This window comes from Neptuniibacter sp. QD72_48 (assembly GCF_047778065.1).
Classification (GTDB): domain Bacteria; phylum Pseudomonadota; class Gammaproteobacteria; order Pseudomonadales; family Balneatricaceae; genus Neptuniibacter.
Genome location: NZ_CP180547.1, coordinates 1,690,592 through 1,708,568 on the forward strand (window position 1 = coordinate 1,690,592; position 17,977 = coordinate 1,708,568).

General features: G+C 41.9%; 16 protein-coding genes. 9 read left to right on the forward strand and 7 right to left on the reverse strand.

The window, feature by feature from the left end:
• Nucleotides 1–66: 66 nt before the first annotated feature.
• From clpP to ACMXYX_RS07560, 3 genes are all read left to right on the forward strand, one after another.
• The gene (clpP, locus tag ACMXYX_RS07550; protein ID WP_415884403.1) at nt 67–693 is read left to right on the forward strand and encodes an ATP-dependent Clp endopeptidase proteolytic subunit ClpP; all 627 of its coding nucleotides are present in this window, start codon (nt 67–69) and stop codon (nt 691–693) included.
• Nucleotides 694–815: 122 nt separating this feature from the next.
• Nucleotides 816–2,105 (forward strand): ATP-dependent protease ATP-binding subunit ClpX, encoded by a 1,290-nt coding sequence (gene clpX / locus ACMXYX_RS07555; RefSeq protein WP_415884404.1) that lies wholly within the window; start codon nt 816–818, stop codon nt 2,103–2,105.
• 72 nt (nt 2,106–2,177) lie between these two features.
• Complete coding sequence (locus ACMXYX_RS07560) at nt 2,178–3,287, forward strand: Hpt domain-containing protein (RefSeq protein WP_415898106.1); 1,110 nt, start codon at nt 2,178–2,180, stop codon at nt 3,285–3,287.
• A 218-nt stretch (nt 3,288–3,505) separates the two neighbouring features.
• Here the strand turns inward: ACMXYX_RS07560 and ACMXYX_RS07565 are convergent, their stop codons facing one another.
• On the reverse strand, nt 3,506–4,573 hold the full coding sequence (locus ACMXYX_RS07565; RefSeq protein WP_415898107.1) for a 3-deoxy-7-phosphoheptulonate synthase: 1,068 nt from the start codon (nt 4,571–4,573) through the stop codon (nt 3,506–3,508).
• Nucleotides 4,574–4,876: 303 nt separating this feature from the next.
• On the opposite strand from ACMXYX_RS07565, the gene dsbD reads away from it, so the two are divergent.
• On the forward strand, nt 4,877–6,694 hold the full coding sequence (gene dsbD / locus ACMXYX_RS07570; RefSeq protein ID WP_415906738.1) for a protein-disulfide reductase DsbD: 1,818 nt from the start codon (nt 4,877–4,879) through the stop codon (nt 6,692–6,694).
• Nucleotides 6,695–6,789: 95 nt separating this feature from the next.
• Here the strand turns inward: dsbD and ACMXYX_RS07575 are convergent, their stop codons facing one another.
• The 3 genes from ACMXYX_RS07575 to ACMXYX_RS07585 all read right to left on the reverse strand — a co-directional run bounded on the left by ACMXYX_RS07575 (nt 6,790) and on the right by ACMXYX_RS07585 (nt 7,838).
• Nucleotides 6,790–7,098, reverse strand: a complete 309-nt coding sequence (locus ACMXYX_RS07575; RefSeq protein ID WP_415906739.1) for a lysozyme inhibitor LprI family protein — start codon at nt 7,096–7,098, stop codon at nt 6,790–6,792.
• Nucleotides 7,099–7,302: 204 nt separating this feature from the next.
• Complete coding sequence (locus ACMXYX_RS07580; RefSeq protein ID WP_415898110.1) at nt 7,303–7,476, reverse strand: hypothetical protein; 174 nt, start codon at nt 7,474–7,476, stop codon at nt 7,303–7,305.
• 140 nt (nt 7,477–7,616) lie between these two features.
• Complete coding sequence (locus ACMXYX_RS07585; protein WP_415906740.1) at nt 7,617–7,838, reverse strand: hypothetical protein; 222 nt, start codon at nt 7,836–7,838, stop codon at nt 7,617–7,619.
• 277 nt (nt 7,839–8,115) lie between these two features.
• Here ACMXYX_RS07585 and ACMXYX_RS07590 point away from each other — a divergent pair, with 277 nt between their 5' ends.
• From ACMXYX_RS07590 to ACMXYX_RS07610, 5 genes are all read left to right on the forward strand, one after another.
• Nucleotides 8,116–8,442: a hypothetical protein gene (locus tag ACMXYX_RS07590; RefSeq protein ID WP_415906741.1), complete on the forward strand. Its 327-nt coding sequence runs from the start codon at nt 8,116–8,118 to the stop codon at nt 8,440–8,442.
• 515 nt (nt 8,443–8,957) lie between these two features.
• Nucleotides 8,958–10,073, forward strand: coding sequence for a hypothetical protein (locus ACMXYX_RS07595; protein ID WP_415906742.1), 1,116 nt, complete (start codon nt 8,958–8,960; stop codon nt 10,071–10,073).
• A gap of 171 nt (nt 10,074–10,244) precedes the next feature.
• Complete coding sequence (locus tag ACMXYX_RS07600) at nt 10,245–10,733, forward strand: paraquat-inducible protein A (RefSeq protein ID WP_415906743.1); 489 nt, start codon at nt 10,245–10,247, stop codon at nt 10,731–10,733.
• Nucleotides 10,726–11,352 (forward strand): uracil-DNA glycosylase, encoded by a 627-nt coding sequence (locus ACMXYX_RS07605; protein WP_415884467.1) that lies wholly within the window; start codon nt 10,726–10,728, stop codon nt 11,350–11,352. The genes ACMXYX_RS07600 and ACMXYX_RS07605 overlap by 8 nt, the downstream gene beginning before the upstream one ends.
• Nucleotides 11,353–11,485: 133 nt before the next feature.
• Nucleotides 11,486–12,244, forward strand: coding sequence for an endonuclease (locus tag ACMXYX_RS07610; protein WP_415906744.1), 759 nt, complete (start codon nt 11,486–11,488; stop codon nt 12,242–12,244).
• Between the two features lie 31 nt (nt 12,245–12,275).
• On the opposite strand, the gene ACMXYX_RS07615 is transcribed toward ACMXYX_RS07610, so the two are convergent.
• From ACMXYX_RS07615 to ACMXYX_RS07625, 3 genes are all read right to left on the reverse strand, one after another.
• Nucleotides 12,276–15,917: a response regulator gene (locus ACMXYX_RS07615; protein WP_415906745.1), complete on the reverse strand. Its 3,642-nt coding sequence runs from the start codon at nt 15,915–15,917 to the stop codon at nt 12,276–12,278.
• Nucleotides 15,918–15,929: 12 nt separating this feature from the next.
• Entirely contained in the window at nt 15,930–17,168 is a 1,239-nt protein-coding gene (locus ACMXYX_RS07620) for an ABC transporter substrate-binding protein (RefSeq protein WP_415906746.1), read from the reverse strand.
• Between the two features lie 157 nt (nt 17,169–17,325).
• Complete coding sequence (locus tag ACMXYX_RS07625) at nt 17,326–17,976, reverse strand: rRNA large subunit pseudouridine synthase E (protein ID WP_415906747.1); 651 nt, start codon at nt 17,974–17,976, stop codon at nt 17,326–17,328.
• Nucleotide 17,977: the final 1 nt, after the last annotated feature.

The following is a 17,977-nucleotide window of genomic DNA, read 5'->3' on the forward strand; positions in this document are numbered from 1 at the left end:
TGAATTAATCAACGTAGTATTATCGAGTGCTTGTGTTTAGGTTATTTCCGTTTTAAGGAGTGATACATGGCGGATTTTGGTAAAGGTGGCTCAGATATTTTGAGTAGTCTAGTGCCTATGGTAGTAGAGCAGTCGGCTCGTGGTGAGCGTGCATACGATATCTACTCCCGTCTGTTAAAAGAGCGTGTGATCTTTCTTGTAGGTCCTGTAGAAGATCATATGGCTAATCTGGTTGTTGCGCAGTTGCTGTTCCTAGAAGCGGAGAACCCGGATAAGGATATTCATCTCTATATTAATTCCCCGGGTGGATCTGTAACTGCAGGTATGTCTATTTATGACACTATGCAGTTCATCAAGCCAGACGTAAGCACGATGTGTTTGGGTCAGGCAGCGAGTATGGGTGCATTCCTATTAGCCGGTGGCGCTGAAGGTAAGCGTTTTGCGTTACCTAACTCTCGTGTAATGATTCATCAGCCACTAGGTGGATACCAAGGTCAGGCGACTGATATTGAGATTCATACCAAAGAGATTTTGAGTATTCGTCATAAATTGAATACGTTGTTAGCAGAGCATACAGGTCAAGATCTAGAAACGATCTCTCGTGATACAGATCGTGATAACTTCATGGACCCTTACGCTGCTAAAGAATACGGTTTAATTGACGAAGTGCTTGATCGTCGTAACACTGATTAAGCCTGAGTAGAAATTGTTACTATAATCATAAGATTCACCCTGTTTGTTTGTATAAGGGTTGAAATGTGAAACAGAGTAGCAATATAGGGTATAGCCCTGATAAAGAATTATGAGGAAGTCGAATGACCGACGAAATCAAAGGTAAAGATGGCGATGACAGCGGTAAGTTGCTGTACTGCTCATTCTGCGGAAAAAGCCAGGATGAAGTACGTAAGCTAATTGCTGGTCCGTCCGTTTTTATCTGTGACGAATGTGTTGATCTATGTAATGACATCATTCGTGAAGAGATACAAGAAGCAGAGCCTCAGGAAGAGAGCGATCATCTGCCGACTCCAGAAGAGCTAAGTGCGGCTCTGGATGAATATGTTATTGGCCAAGATCGCGCTAAGAAAGTACTTGCTGTAGCGGTATACAATCATTACAAGCGTCTACGCTTCCAAAAGAGCAGCAATTCAGACGTTGAGCTAGGCAAAAGTAATATTCTTCTTATCGGCCCTACGGGTAGTGGTAAGACCCTGCTTGCTCAGACGCTAGCACGCCTATTGAATGTGCCATTCACTATTGCTGATGCGACTACGCTAACTGAAGCAGGTTATGTAGGTGAAGATGTAGAAAACATCATTCAAAAGCTTCTGCAGAAGTGTGATTACGATGTAGAGAAAGCTCAGCTTGGTATTGTCTACATTGATGAAATCGATAAGATTTCACGTAAGTCTGATAACCCATCCATTACGCGTGACGTATCGGGTGAGGGTGTACAGCAGGCGTTACTTAAGCTGATTGAAGGTACGGTTGCTTCTGTTCCTCCACAAGGTGGCCGTAAGCACCCTCAGCAAGAGTTTTTGCAGGTAGACACGTCTAATATCCTGTTTATCTGTGGTGGTGCATTTGCTGGCCTAGAGCAGATTATTCGTGATCGTTCAGAAAAAGGTTCTATCGGATTCAGCGCTGTTGTTAAGAGCAAAGATGAAGAGAAAACGGTTTCTGACAGCCTTCGTGAGCTAGAGGCAGAAGATCTGGTTAAATACGGTCTGATTCCTGAGTTTGTAGGTCGTCTACCAATGGTAGCAACACTTGCTGAACTGGATGAGGAAGCGTTGATTCAGATTCTGACTGAGCCGAAGAACAGTTTGACTAAGCAGTATGCTGCACTGTTCGATATGGAAGGCGCTGAAGTTGATTTCCGTGAGGCTGCTTTAAAGGCGGTTGCACGTAAAGCGCTTGAGCGTAAAACAGGCGCACGTGGTTTGCGTTCTATTATGGAAGCGACATTGCTAGATATTATGTATCAGCTGCCTTCTATGGAGAATGTAAGCAAGGTTGTGATCGATGAGGGCGTTATCGAGGGTGATAACGATCCTATCCTCATTTATGAGAACACAGATCAACCTAAAGCGATGCCGGACGAATAAGCGTTCCAGAATGTGTTATAAAAAAGGATAGCTTTGCTATCCTTTTTTTGTGGCTAATTGAAATGGTGAAAAATGTCAGACGCAAATGATCAAGGATTTCAGCAGCTCAGTGACGAGCTGAAAACGGAGTTCTACTCTAGCGTTAAGGAAGCGATGGAGGAATTAGATCACTGTTTTAGTTCCTTGAACTGTAATTACGATCCTGAAATTGTTAATCAAATGTTTAGGGCGGTGCATTCAGTTAAAGGCAACTGTCATATGGTGTTTCTCGACAGTATTGCTGATGTTTGCCATAGGCTCGAAGATTTAGTTGATCAATTTCGCAAAAATCAGCTCCCTTATACACCCGTGCAAGGAGAGTTCATCGCTTTTGTTTTTACCCGATTAGAACAGCTTGTCGCTGATAAGGTTAGCGGTCTTGATGTTAGTTCGTCTGATATTGAGCTTCTAGAAAAGGGTGTGCTGCAGGTTTATCAGTCTGGCCAGTCATCACGCGACAAAGTGACTCAAGCAACCTTAGAAAGCTTCTCAGGCATACTCACAGCCACACAGAGTATAAATGAGAGCGTGTTGGATAAGCTTGAGGCGCAAGAGCAGTTAAAAGATTTTGATGATCTGGCTTTTATGGGGCAGGTTGCAAAAATTCTGCAGGCAAAATCCATTCAGCAACAAGGCGATCTTTCTAAGCTCATTACTATTGGCTGTTTGCTAAATGATCAGCTGCCTAATTCTGATCTCGAAGATCAGTTGGTTGCGGCGTTTAATTTTCAGAATTTGGGAAGTAAATTTGTCCCTTCGCCTGTTTTTGATATTGGGCTCGAATCTGCGGAATGGGAAAAAGCTAAGGCGCGAGAGCAAGTTGAGCTATCAGCAGGTTTTTTAAAGCTAGGCGGTAAATGGCTAGCCGCTTCAAAGCTGATTGAGTGTAGTTTTGAGCGCTATGATGGCCGAGGACCGTTTGGTCTAAAAGGAGATGATATTCCAGCGGGGAGTATGATTCTCTCAATGCTTAAGTTCTATCAGCAAAATTATCTGCGCTTAAGGAAGGACCACAAGCAAAAAATCGCGGTTGCTAAAACGATCAGTCGTATCAATAGTGAAAGCGGTTATAGATTTAATCCGAAGCTGGTTGAGTTGCTGACTCAACTAGGCCGTTCAGATCCTGATAAAATGACGCTGTAACGGTCGCTCTGCCGAATAGGTAAGCTGTATGGGTTATTCCATATTAGTCAGCTAAGTTAGAAGAGGCAAACTGTATTTGGTTTTAATCTGATTTGGAGGCTAAATGCCGCAGAAACAATTAGAGTTTGACGGTGATGGAGAGGTATATATTCTCTCCGAAAACTAAAAAAAGCGCATGGGCTACCCTATGCGCTTTTTTTTGTGGAGAGCTGGGCCTATTAGCGATTAGCTAATGCAGGCTTCAGCTTCTCGTTCATCTCAACTAGGCACTTCTCAGTTGTTTCCCAGTCGATACAAGCATCTGTTACAGATACGCCGTATTCAAGCTCGCTTAGATCTGCAGGGATAGACTGGTTGCCCCAAGCAAGGTTACTTTCAATCATTAGGCCAACAATAGATTTGTTGCCATCAATGATTTGGTTGGTCGCATTTTCAGCTACAAGTGGCTGAAGAGCTGGGTCTTTACTTGAGTTTGCGTGGCTGCAATCAATCATAATGTTGTTTGCTAGGCCTGCTTTATCTAGCGCTTGTTCACAAAGCGCTACGTTTACAGAATCGTAGTTTGGCTTACCGCCACCACCACGAAGTACAACGTGACCATACTGGTTTCCTTTAGTGTGTACGATAGAAACCTGACCACTCTCATTAATACCTAGGAAGCGATGTGGTGCGCTAACAGACTTAAGTGCGTTTGTAGCAACCTCTAGGCCGCCATCAGTACCGTTTTTGAAACCTACAGCGCAAGATAAACCAGAAGACATCTCACGGTGAGTCTGAGACTCAGTAGTACGTGCGCCGATTGCTGACCAAGAGATCAAATCTTGCATGTACTGTGGAGAAATTGGATCTAGTGCTTCAGTTGCTAGTGGTAAACCCATTTCAGATAGATCTAAAAGAAGTTTACGTGCAGTGTGCAGGCCTTTTTCGATCTCGAAAGAGTCGTTTAGGTCTGGGTCGTTAATAAGACCTTTCCAGCCTACTGTCGTACGTGGTTTTTCAAAATACACGCGCATAACCAGATATAAGGAATCTTTAACTTTTTCCTGAAGCTCAACCAGTTTCTTGCCATATTCGATAGCTGCTTCTGTATCGTGAATAGAGCAAGGGCCCACAACAACGAATAAACGAGGGTCCTTACGGTCAAGAATATCGCGAACAACAGAGCGGCCTTGCATTACTGCTTCAGCTGCTTTCTCAGAAATTGGCATTTCAGCCTTAAGCGCATCTGGGGAAATCAGAACGCTATTTGATTCGATATTTAAATCTTCAACACGTGTATCGGTCATTAGTTCTTATCCTACAATAGAGAGCTATTTAACGTTATTGAGCGCTTTTAGCGCTGGGGCTCTCTAGACTCTTTGTCAATGTGTCGCTTGTTTTACCATAAACCTATGAAGGTTATAAGTATGCAGATGGTCTATTCTGCGCCAAATCAAAACAATGGCAGTTGTTTCTACTAATTAAAGTGCTTTTACGAGTGCTGTTCGATAAAAAAGGCGTGGTAAACTATGTAAATCCGATTGATAGCGAACTGTTAGGCATAAAAGTTGTCAATCAAGCGTCTGCGAGATTAATCCATAGGAAACGCTGTGTTGTATCTATTTAAACGAGTTTTTTGGTTACAGTTTTTACTTATCCTATCTGTAGCTTCCCCGAATGTGACAGCGGGACTATTTGATCAAAACCCTTTTGGTGAAAAAGGCCCTGTTCAAGTAGAAAAAGCGTTTGTTTTTGGTCATGTGCAAGAAGGTGATACTTTAAAACTGATCTGGGATATGCCAGATGAGTATTACCTCTATAGAGACAGAATAGAGCTTAAAGATGGCGAAACAACACAGATTATCTCACGCAAGAATGCACCGGCTGAATTAAAAGATGACCCATTGTTTGGTCAGGTATGGGTTTATTACGACCGCGCTGAAATAGATCTATCGCTGCTCAGCAAAGTCGATCCAGCAAAAGACGACAAGCTAACCATCACCTATCAAGGCTGTTGGGACGGTGGCGTATGCTATCCGCCAGTTACTAAAGAGATCGCAATAGCAGCATTTACTCCTTCTCAATCAGCTACTGATATGAGTGCCGCTCCAGCAACCATGCAAACAATCAATGCACCTGCAGTGACCGAGCAGGATCGTTTTGCGCAGATGCTTTCTCAGGGCAGCTTAATCGTTACCCTAGGCGCGTTTTTCGTAGCGGGTTTAGCGCTATCCTTAACGCCTTGTGTCTTTCCGATGATTCCAATCCTATCGAGTATCATTGCTGGGCAGGGTAAGCATGTATCGACGGCTAAGGGCTTTGGGCTATCTCTAGTCTATGTTCTGGCTGTATCGATCACTTACACCATTGCAGGTGTACTCGCAGGATTGTTTGGCGAAAATGTTCAGGCGCTTTTCCAAAATGCTTGGATTATCGGCAGCTTCAGTTTGATCTTCGTTTTGCTCTCTTTATCGATGTTTGGTTTTTACGAACTTCAACTGCCAAACAGCATTCAGACCCGTTTAAGTCAGGCGAGCAACAGCCAGAAGGGCGGCACGGTCGCCGGTGTGGCGATTATGGGCTTCTTATCTGCACTTATTGTAGGCCCTTGTATGGCGGCTCCTTTAGCAGGCGCATTAATCTATATCGGCCAAACAGGTGATCCATTCCTAGGTGGTAGTGCGTTATTTGCGATGAGCTTAGGCATGGGCGTACCACTTCTATTGGTTGGCGCTTCTGCAGGAAAGCTACTTCCACATGCTGGCCTATGGATGAACAAGGTCAAAGCAGTATTTGGCGTGCTACTGTTGTTGATGGCCGTTTGGATGCTTGATCGCATTGCACCTACCGTCGTTTCTATGTGGTTAACAGCGATCATCCTCGTTGTATCGGCTGTCTATATGGGCGTGCTGTCTAAAGCGAAAACGGCTAAAGAGAATCTGGCGAAAGGTTTAGGTCTCATTATTTTGCTTTACGGCTTGTCACTAATGATCGGTGCGTTGGCCGGTGGTAATAGCTTTAGATACCCACTAAAAGCATTTGCAGGTGACCAGTCTGCACAAACTGAGGTACTGCCTTTTATAAAAGTGACAACGCCAGAAGCACTTAATAGTGAGTTAGAGATCGCTAAAACCAATGGACAGCCAGTCATGCTAGATTTCTACGCTGATTGGTGTGTTGCTTGTATCGAACTAGAAGTGGTTACCTTTGCTGACTCTCGTGTGCAGAATGCTTTGGCGCCATATCGGGTGATTAAGGTAGATGTGACGGCCAATGATGAACCGGCTAAAAAACTTAATAAAGATTACGCACTGATCGGCCCGCCGGCACTTATCTTCTATGATCGCGAAGGTGCAAAGCTCGATCATAAAACGCTTATTGGCGTTGTGCAGCCAAATGATTTTCTAAATCATATTCGCGATATCTAAAGGGTTTAATCGAATAGAGAGAAAGATTGGCCTCATAAATAAAAAGCCTCGCTAAGTAGCGAGGCTTTTTATTTATGTTCTGATACTTAGACTTGTTACTTTTGAGGCTTAGGTAACACGGGTTTCTCAGCGTTGGATAAGTACGTCTTCCATATCTCTGCTGTTCGCTCGGCAGTTTTATCTATCATACAAAAAATAGATACGAATGCTTTCTTTCTACCTTCTTCCCAGATCGCATAGATAGAATCACAGTGAGAGGCTATGTGTGTTTCCCAGTCTTTCTGGGCAAATTTGATGCTCTCGAGCGCAGCTTTATTATTGCCATGTAGCTCGTAAGTTGCGTCTAAATACTTTGTCATTTGATGGTGTGCAACTTCGAGTTTAATAGCCGCACATCGATTCATCTGGATGCTGGTTTTAGCATCTTCACAGTTCTTGGCAGCAGCGTGAGGTGATAGCAGGAATGTTAGGCTCAATAAGCTGGAAATAATGAGTTTATTTATGTTGTAAGCCTTAATTGCCCTATTGAATTAAATAAGTAGAGGATTGGAGTGAGAGGCTTCATTTACAAAGGGGAAAGGTATTCCCCTTCGCTTATTCATTTAGCGTTACTTGAACTCTTTAGCTTGTGGAAGCTCTTTGAAAGACATCAGAGTGGATTCCATTTTATGACCGTTAGCATTAAACCAATCCGTGACCGCTTTACTTTGATCTTTGCCATAAATGCGGTGGGAGTAGTTCATTACAACGCCAGTTTGGTTCTCTACGCTGATTAGGAACATATTTGCTTCTGAGCTTTTATCGCTGGTTGTCATTGTAGCTAGAAGAAACAGGCTAGGGTCACGTGGGTCAGGGCCGGCGATCGCTTTAATAATCTTTCCTTTCCCGTTGTACGCGGCTAAAAACTTTTCTGCAAAAGGTTTTAAATCAGACTTTTTTTCACTTCTTCTGCGAAGGTGAAGGAGATCATATCTTTGTGTGAAGAAAGATCGGTTTGGTCAGCAGGTGTATATTGGTGTACTGAGCTTTCGGTAGCTCTGTATGTATATTCGTCACGGTTAAAATTGATTGCTGATGGCTTGCCTGCATAAGCGGTAGAGATGCTAACTAATACAAGTGCGATTGAAGTGAGTAGCTGTTTCAAAATTCCTGTCCTTTTTATAGTTATGAGTTTGATTTATAAGAATTCTGTCGATCAATAATGAAAGATTTTATCAGTGTTAATGGGTTTCCCAGTCTGCATGGAATGCTAAAGTAAGCTTTAGACTTACCAAAGTACTAGTCTGGTTTTGAGTGTTTAGTGAGGGGAGTATCTATTCAATGGGAACAGTATGTTGGGAATACTTGATCAGATAAGTCTTCACTTTATAGTAGTATCAAAGCATGTGTTTATGAGGGGAGGTCACTTAGTGATGACAAGTATGTCTAAGAAAATACACAGCGCGCTGGTTATTCTAATAACAGCTTATGTGCCGATTACTTCAGCTTCAGATGCTGAAGAGGGTAAAGAGTTATATGAATCTGTTGCTTTGGAACGAACGATCAGTGGGGAAGTGTACACCGACGCTAACTGTGAAACCTGTCATAGCTCGGATATCTACACTAGGCCTAATCGTCGAGTGCACACTTATTCGAGATTAGAAGCTCAGGTAGAGATGTGTAACACCATGCTGGATGTTGGCTGGTTCCCTGATGAGGTATCGGCAGTTGCAACTTATCTTAATCAAAAATATTACAAATTTGATTAGAGTATTTTTCTTCTTTTCTAAAGCCGCATTCAGCGGCTTTTTTTATATCTTTCAAATTCCTTTGATATTCAATGTCATAGCGGCCCGTTTTTTGCTGAACCTAAGGTTACTCAAACGTAATTAGTCGATGCGAACCGCGTAATGTTGGATCTGAAAATGAACATAAAACAGCCCGATTTTGTGATGGCTATTATGGGCTATTCTCTTCCAGCCTATGTATTCCGTGGCTTTCAGCAAGGGAGGTAGTGGTCATCAGGAAATCTCTTTTAATTTAATACCCTAATACAAGCTTACTTATCGGAAAATTTGTCTTGGCTTTTAGCTCGGACAACAGATGAGTTTTGCCTAACGTACACAGAGTTTAGGCAAATATTTTCCGCTGAGTATTAACAACCGATTTTTTGTTTTTGTTATTCACAAAAACTGGTTTTTTGCGCCCTGAAGAAATGATTCACGCTTTCTTTTCATAGAACGGCGGGGGTTTATTGACGCAAAAAATCAGCAAGGAGAGAACAATGATTATTCAGACAAGTAATGTACATATGAGTGCTGAGCATCAGAAAACGGAATATAGCTCTCAAACCAAAATGATCGATTGGGGGAGTGAGAGTAATGGATTTCTTGCGCAGTTAAGCGAAGCAAAATCGTTTCTTCGCCAGGAGCAAAGTAGCTTATTTAGTACTCTTGCTGTTGGCCAACAGCCATCGACAGAAGGCGATGATCAGTTTCAGGGTAATTCAGTTCTGGTCTTAACTGATCAAGGTTTGCAGTTTAGAACTGCAGACAACGAGCCAAATATCGCTGAGCAACGAGAGATTACGAAAGCGAGGCTTTGGCAAAGTCTGTTAAATGCTATTAACCCAAAACACATACAAACTGACATTCCCGATGATGTAGAGATCCCAGATGCTGATTCTATTCCGAGCGAAGATGGAATAGGCGGTGTACCCATGCAACTACAACCTATAAAGATGGAAATGTCGTTTAAGGTGACCGAAACCGTTGAGGAGTATGAGTGCTCCAGTTTCCATAGCTGTGGCATGGTAACCACGGCTGATGGTAAGCAGATTGAATTTGATCTGAACCTAGAAATGGAGCGGAGCTACTCAGCTACACGCGAGTTTGAGATGACCAGTATAGTGGAGTTTACAGATCCACTGATTCTGAACTTTGAAGGCAATCACGCAGATCTTTCTGATGAGAAGTTTGAATTTGATCTTGATGCTGATGGTGATAAAGAACTCATAAGTTATCTTACCGGTGAAAGCGGCATGCTAGCTCTAGATAAGAATGAAGACGGCATTATTAATGACGGTACAGAGCTATTTGGTGCTTTAACGGGTAATGGCTTTGCCGATCTTGCCCAATATGACGAGGACGGTAACAACTATATCGATGAGGGTGATTCTATATTCGACGATCTTCTTGTATGGTATAAAACTGAAGATAGCGATTACCTAGAATCATTGGCTGATAGTGGTGTAGGGGCGATCTATTTAGGCTCAACAGAAACGCCCTTCGATATTAAAGGGGAAAATAATCAAGAGAATGGCCGAGTCCGCTCCAGTGGTTTCTACTTAACTGAAGCTGGTGATGTCGGAACGGTACAGCAGATTGATATGGCGGTTTAGCGTCAACTCAATAGCAGGCTAAATACAGACTTTATTTAGCCTGCATCTTTACACTAAACCTTTAAAGCACATTGTTGAATAACACCTTAAAACGACATTCAGAAATGTTTCGTTTGTACTATGACAGCTATGGATTGGTATACTTGCGTCACTTTGTTTTGAGGCCCTTTCATGGATAGATTCACCCCTTTATCTTCATCTCAGTCTTTGTGGCTCAGAATAGCTTTGATCTTAACGACGATCTGTCTGGCTGTTGGGCTGTTTAGTCCGATGATGACGATGAGCAAGTTCTATTTCTTCGAGAGTTCTTTTTCTGTAATTGGCGGTGTACATAGCCTTTTAACTGAAGGGCATCTGATCCTAGCGGTTTTAGTCTTCCTTTTTAGTGTAGTTCTACCGCTGGTTAAGTTATTTTTGTTATTTAGATTAACAACACCAAGCGATCAAATATCAACTAACCAACGTAAATTGCTTGGCTTGATGCATGATTACGGTCGTTGGGCGATGCTTGATGTGATGGTGGTTGCGGTATTGTTGGTGACTGTAAAGCTCGGTGCTGTCGCGTCAATTCAGATTCATTGGGGGCTTTACGTATTTGGTCTAGCCGTTGTATCGATCATGTTTTTAACGCATAAACTTGTGACTTTGTTAAATGCCTAATCTAGAAAGTTTTTACAAAAAACTTAGCAAACGTAAAAACACTCTGACTGTATTTAATCCATATAGGGATGAAACCAAATTAGAGAACCTAAAGCGATACATTGAACTGGCTTTTGAGCAATCCGGACCAAGGATCCTTTTAGTGGGTGAGGCCTATGGTTTTAAAGGTGGTCGTTTAACTGGGATTCCGTTTTCCAGTGGCAAGTTGTTTGATGAGGTTGATCATCCTTTTTTGCAGCAGTTAAAGCCAAAAATTGAGCTTAACCCTGATACGCTTACTGCTGAGAATACAGCCTCTATTGTATGGCGCTATCTGTGTTCACAAGAAACAGTACCGCTTTTTTGGAATTCGTTCCCTTATCATCCGCATCCTTCGCGTATTCAAAAAAAGAATAGGGCACCATTAAAAGCTGAAATAGAAGAAGGTTTAGAGCTGTTACAAATGCTGATGGATGTTTACCAACCCGATGCAATTGCAGGGTTAGGTCGTAAAGGAACTGACTGTTTACAAAAAGCGTTTCCTGATCAAGATATCCGCTATATCCGTCATCCCTCTTATGGCGGTAAATCTGATTTTATTGATGGTATGAACCGGCTCTTTTTACAAGGTTCAGCTTAAATTTATCTTTCAGCCGTATGATGGTCGTGGCTTTTGAGTAGCTACTTAACCGCTCATATTGGCCTCAAACTCTAGTAACTAATTTAAAGCAGGAAGCATCGTTTGGCATTGGACGCCTTTAAAAGGAATTCCAATGTACAAGTACCTTCCTGTGGCTCTTCTAATGATCCCAGGCTTGGCTTTAGCTGAGCATCCTAAGTCTTTCGGTAGTGCCAAAAAGATTCTCAAAGAGATCTACGCAGATAACCAGCAGAGCTTTTATTGTGGCTGCGACTACAACGCCCAAGGCAAAAAATTGGTGCCAGACTTAAAATCCTGTGGTTATTCCCCACGTAAAAACGCGAATAGAGCGAAGCGTATTGAGTGGGAGCATGTAATGCCGGCTTGGGCTTTTGGTCATCAATTGCAATGTTGGCAAGACGGTGGTCGTAAAGCTTGTAAGAAGAATGCCAATTTCAAGAAGATGGAATCTGACCTTCACAACCTTGTACCTGCAATCGGCGAGGTAAATGGTGATCGATCTAATTTTAGCTTCTCACAATTAGCAGGTGAACCGCGTGTTTATGGGCAATGCGATATGGAAGTTGATTTCAAGCAGCGTAAGGTCGAGCCAGCTGACCATCGCCGTGGCGACATTGCTCGTACGTACTTTTATATGCGCGATCAGTATGGCGTTCGTATCAGTAATAAGCAGGAAAAGCTGTTTAATGCTTGGGCAAAGCTAGATCCTGTTGATCAATGGGAGTTAGAGCGTAATCGTATGATTAGCCAAATCCAAGGCAATACAAACCCTTATGTTGTTGCGCCAACTGGCTCAGTAAAATTGGCGGAATCGACTACGGATCAGAATAGTTTATTGTCCCGCCTTAAAACTGCGTTGAGTATGGATTAAGTGCCGTAGAAAAGGTCTAAGTGTTAGAATATTAGTTTTCCTGACTGACAATATGCTCGTTCTTTGAAAGGTATTTATTAAATTCATCCGATAGAGCGTTAGCTTTGGTTACGAACTCAGGAAGTAGCTTTTCAAGTGCTTCCTGATTTTGATTTGCGGCTTCTATTTCAAGCATCTTACAAATTTCATTTAGTTGTGGGGCAGACAAGTTTAAGGCCATGCCTTTCATATTATGAGCTTGCTGCCTTAGCTCCTCCCATTGCTTATTTCTGAATGCATATTGTGTGTTTTCAATCAGATCAGCTGAATTCTTAAGATAGGCTTCTAGCACCTTAACGAGTAGTGTATCGTTCATCATTAAGCGTTTCAGTGCGCTATCTTGATCCCACACCAGCTGTTTGTCTTCGGTGTGACAAACGCCTTGCTCTTTGTTGGACGTGAATTTTTGATCATCAGGGAGCCAATGATTAAGTGCTTGGATTAAGTCCTTCGAATTGATGGGTTTGGTTATGTAATCGTCCATGCCTGCTTCAAGACACTTCTCGCGATCTCCTGCCATAGCATTAGCAGTCATGGCGACGATAGGTAGGTCCTTGAATTTCTTATTTTGCCGAATAGATCTGCTTGCTTCGTAGCCATCCATCACGGGCATTTGGCAATCCATAAAGACAAGATCGTATTGGATCATTTCGAGAGCTGATAATGCTTCCTCACCATTAGCCGCGACATCAATTTTTAGCCCGAGCTGTTCTAATAACGCCCGTGCTACGGCTTGATTGGTAATGTTGTCTTCTACGAGTAAAACTTTGCTATTAAAGGAGAACGCCGCTTTTCTATCGTTAGCAGATTTTACATAGGTATTTTGTTGTTTAACTTGGACAAGATCTAATAGTTTATTAAAAAGCTGACTTTGGTTGATAGGTTTTGCGATTAGATGGTGTAAACCGTTTTCAGCGTATTTTGATTTATCAAAGGTTTGATTGCTGACCGTTTGAACAAGCAGCTTGGTGGATGTTACTAAAGGTTCATGTTTGCAACGTGTGGCAAACTCGATAGCATCCATATCCGATAGCTCTTGATTGATGATGGTTATATCAAAAGGTGTGTTGTTAGCTGCAGCCGACTTTAGTTTTTCTAAACCTGTCTCGGGTTTTGTTGTGAGTTCATAATCAATCTTCCAGCTTGTTAAAATGTCGCCAAGCAGGTGAAGATTCGTTTCATTAGGGTCAACAACTAAGATTCTTTTACTATGTAACGCTTCGATAGGTTGCGAAATCGGCTTTGAGGTCGCATGGGTTAAAGTCAAGCTAATCCAGAATGTTGAACCATGGCCTAATTGGCTATCGACACCAATTTCGCCACCCATCAACTCTACTAGTTGTCGACTTATCGATAGTCCAAGACCGGTACCACCATATTTACGTGTAGTAGAGCCGTCAGCCTGACTAAAGCGTTCGAATAAGCGGGTTTGTTGTTCCTTGTTTAGGCCAATTCCAGTATCAACCACTTTGATCAGAATTTTGCTTTGCTTGGTGGAAACTTGAGTTGACTCATAGAAGACTGCTACTTCACCTTTTTCAGTAAATTTACATGCGTTACCTATGAGGTTGACGAGTATCTGGCGAATGCGACTTGGGTCAGCGTTAAACCATTGATCAGTAATGGATGTGGCAGGGCAGATGAGTTCTAGGTTTTTTTCTTGGGCACGCATACCTAATGAAGTACCTATTTCATCAAGTAGTTGGCCCATATCAAAATCGACCGATTCGAGCTCCAGTTTTCCTGATTCAACTTTAGAAAAATCAAGAATATCGTTGATTATAGTGAGTAGAGAGTCGGCGCTATTCTTAACGGTATTGGCGTATTCTAATTGTTGCGGGTTTAAGCCACTGTCGAGCAATATATTAGTAATGCCGATAACACCATTCATTGGTGTTCTTATCTCATGACTCATGTTGGCTAAAAATTCACTCTTAGCGACACTTGCTTGTTCGGCTTCATTTTTTGCTTTTAATAGATATTCTTCAGAAAGCTTCTGATCTGTAATATCTAAGTGAGTGCCAATGATGCGTATTGGGTTGCCGTCTATATCACGTTCTACGACTTTGCTAGCGTTTAAAACCCAGATCCAATGGCCTTGCTTGTGCTTCATTCTCAGCTCGAAACTGTGTCGGTCTTCACTGGAATTGCTGTATATATCGAATAGGCGCTGTGATATATCGGAATCATTAGGATGTGTAAACTGATGAAATTTTTCAATATCGATTGGGTGAAGTTCATCTAATGTATAACCAATGATTTCAGCCCAACGTTCGTTAAGGTTGAGTTCTCCTGTTTGGACTTTCAAGTCCCAAACGCCCACATTGGTAGAATCTACGACTAACTCAAGTTGTCTTGCGGTTTCAGACAGCTCTTGTTCACGCTTAATTTTATCGGTTATATCATTTTCGACACCGACAAATGCAGTTAGATTATTGTGTTCGTCAAATACGGGAGAAATCGAAACGTCATTCCAAAAAGGTGTTTTGTCTTTGGTGTAGTTAATCACTTCAACGTTGACGCTTTGATGGGCTTTAAGCGCTTTTGATATCTGGCCTAAGGCTTTTAGGTCCGTCTTTTCACCTGAAAGGAATCTATGATTCTTTCCGATTACCTCGCCTTCGTTATACCCGGTTATCTTAAGGAATGCTTCATTGGTATAGATTAGAGGAAGATCATGTTGTGTGGCATCTGCCACTGTTACACCGACAGGGCTTACTTCTAGGGCTTTTAAGAGGACTCTGTTTCTATTTTGCTCTTCTCTCAGTTCTTTTTCAGACTGTTTGACTGCTTTGAATGGGTTGATAAAAAACTTTTTTCCAAGCCAGAGTAGCAGAATAAAGACGACCAAAAATGTCAGAAGAAGGCCAATGAAGATACTTTGGATAACCTGATTTACTTCAGAAGCGAGGTGTTGTTGATCGATGTAATATTCGACGTTAAGTTGGGTCTGACCAGCAACTTGTTCGTCAACTTTTTGGTAATCAAGAGTGTCATTTAGAGAAGAATAATCAAGGTAATCACCTTTGATTCTAATGCTGGCGGCATGTGCTTGGGTGGTAAATAATGTACTGATGTCTTTATCAAATCGAACCAGAACTACACCTTCGCTAGCACCGTTATAGCTGACTGAAACAGCGATAGAGAAGTGCCATTGTTCATTTTCTCGATGTTTTAATATAACCCAAGGCCTTTCGCCATTTAGTATCTCTTCGAACCAAGGTTCATTTTCTAAGTTCAAATTCAGGCTTTGGTTGGAAGGCCTGTAAATAGGCTCCCCAATAATATTTAGTAAGAATACAGATTCATGCTGACCGAGGATTAGAAGTGAGTCCAAAAAATCGACAAGGTTTTCTTCCGAATCCAGAGTAGCCATCACCGCACTAGTTAAAAGAGGGTTCTTAGCTAGGTCCTGTAAGAACAGAATACGATCGTCTACATAGTTACCTATCGAAGTGGCAGCGTTCGCAGCCTGTGCGCTAGTTGTTCGATTTTGAAAGTCTATTGTAATATCACGAACACGTTCCCCAATCGCGATATAACTAGAGGTCAAAGCTATAGCGAAAAAGGCAGCAATAAACAGATAAAACAGTGTATCTGTTGAAAGTTTTAAACCTCGTTTACAAAGCCGCATCCTATTACTCAACTAGTTAGGAACTTTCGGAGACGTATTAGGCATTACTTCTATTACTCCATCCGGGGTAAATTTGGCCATACATAGATCAGATAATCCGAGCGCTTCATGTGCATCTAAATTAGATTGACTAAAAGTAGAATAGGGCTTTTGGTAAGTTTTTATTAGGCCTTTAACAGGCGTGTTTAATGACTCTAATTCTTCTCGAAGTAACTGCCTATTTTGAGCCATATCATCACTTAGAGTTATATTTTGCATTGCTTGGATAGCTACCTTGGCTAAGTCATACGCATGGGTGTACCCCGTAGGCGATTTTAGAGAGCGATAATCAGTTAATGCTTCAGGGAATAGCTTCTGACCTCTGGCAAATACTGATTGGCTGAATTTGGATTCTTCAGAGCTGACAAAAGAGAAGCAGCTTTGAATAAAACTTAAATCCAGCTTAGATAGGGTTGTAGGCCCTAATTTCTGGGGGAAGTTTCCGCCGGTAATTCCCCAATGAGAAAGCACAGGTAGATTGAATTGTTCAACCTCTGTCATGGCTGTCATAAAGGTAGCGCCTTCTATAGCGTTACCAACGAAGATAACGCAGTCACTATCGGATTTGGCAATTTCTCTCAAAATTAATTTGGCTGCATTGTCTTTGGTATTCCAATTAAACCATGTGACTTCAGGTGTAATGGACAGTGAACTTTCAAAGTAGTTGGTTATTGTCTTGAAGTTCGATTTCCCCCAGCCTGTATCTTCGAGTAATAAGTGGGGAGATTTGCATTGTTTTGAATTTACTGCGTAATCGCTGATTCGCAAGCCCGCTTTTGTATCATCGACAGATAATCTGAATACCCAGTTATTACTATCAGGATGGCGGGTAATAGGTCCACCTGCTGCCCACGGAACTAGTAGCAGAATTTCATTATCGTTGATGTATTGACGATATTTAATGTAAGGGGGGGAATGTAGTCCGCCAAGTATAAATAGGGCACTAGGATCATTTACGAATTGTTTCATTGTTCTGTGGCTACGAACAACATTTCCTCGATGATCTTTTTCAACAAATTCGAGTTGGTAGTTACCAATTTTATAATCGATTTCGTCCAGAGCGGTAAGGAAACCCATCTTCATGGCTTGTGCAGAGGAAGAGTGAGAGGTGTAGTCTGAATCGTGATAAATGCGAATGACTTTGTCATTGGCTGAAACAGTGGATATTAGAAGGCAGGCAAGTACGCCAATTGCAGATAAGCTTGTGTTCATCCTTGTAATCCTTTAATCAACTAGCCATTCTTTTAGTTAGACAGTTCAGAGCTTATTCAAGTATTTAAGAATATTTTAGTACTAAATCAAATACTTGCTCGTAAATTGCTAAGAATATATGGCAATGATTGGATATTAAAGCTTATTAATCTATTAACTATTTCCTTGTGCGCTTTGTATTGCGAATCTGTTGTCGGTTATTCCTGTTGTTATGAGGCCTGCGACTCGTGGTGTTTTTACTGTTTTTACTGTTTTTCGGTAGGTTTAAAGTGACTTCGACTAACTTAGAGTTCCCAGGCTTTAGACTGTCTAATGTCCAATCACCAATTGCATAGCGAATTAGGCGTAGGGTTGGGAAGCCAACGGCTGCCGTCATTCGTCTTACTTGTCTATTTTTGCCTTCAGTAATTTTCAATTCGACCCAGCTGGTAGGCTGATTTTTACGTTCGCGAATGGGTGGATTACGAGGCCATATATCAGGTTCATCGATCGCCTTGGCTTTTGCTGGACGAGTTATACCGTCTTTGAGTTCAACGCCTTTACGTAAGGCATTCAAAGCAGTCTCAGTGATATCTCCTTCAACTTGGGCCCAGTATGTTTTTTCTTGCTTAAATTTAGGATTAGCTAAGTAATGTTGTACAGCGCCTTCATTGGTAAGAATCAGTAAGCCTTCAGAGTCATAATCTAATCGGCCAGCAGCATAATAGCCCGGCTGATCAATAAAATCGGCTAGTGTGCTTTTATCGTCATTGGTAGTGAACTGAGTAAGTACTTGAAAAGGTTTATTAAAAAGTAATAGCTGGCTCATT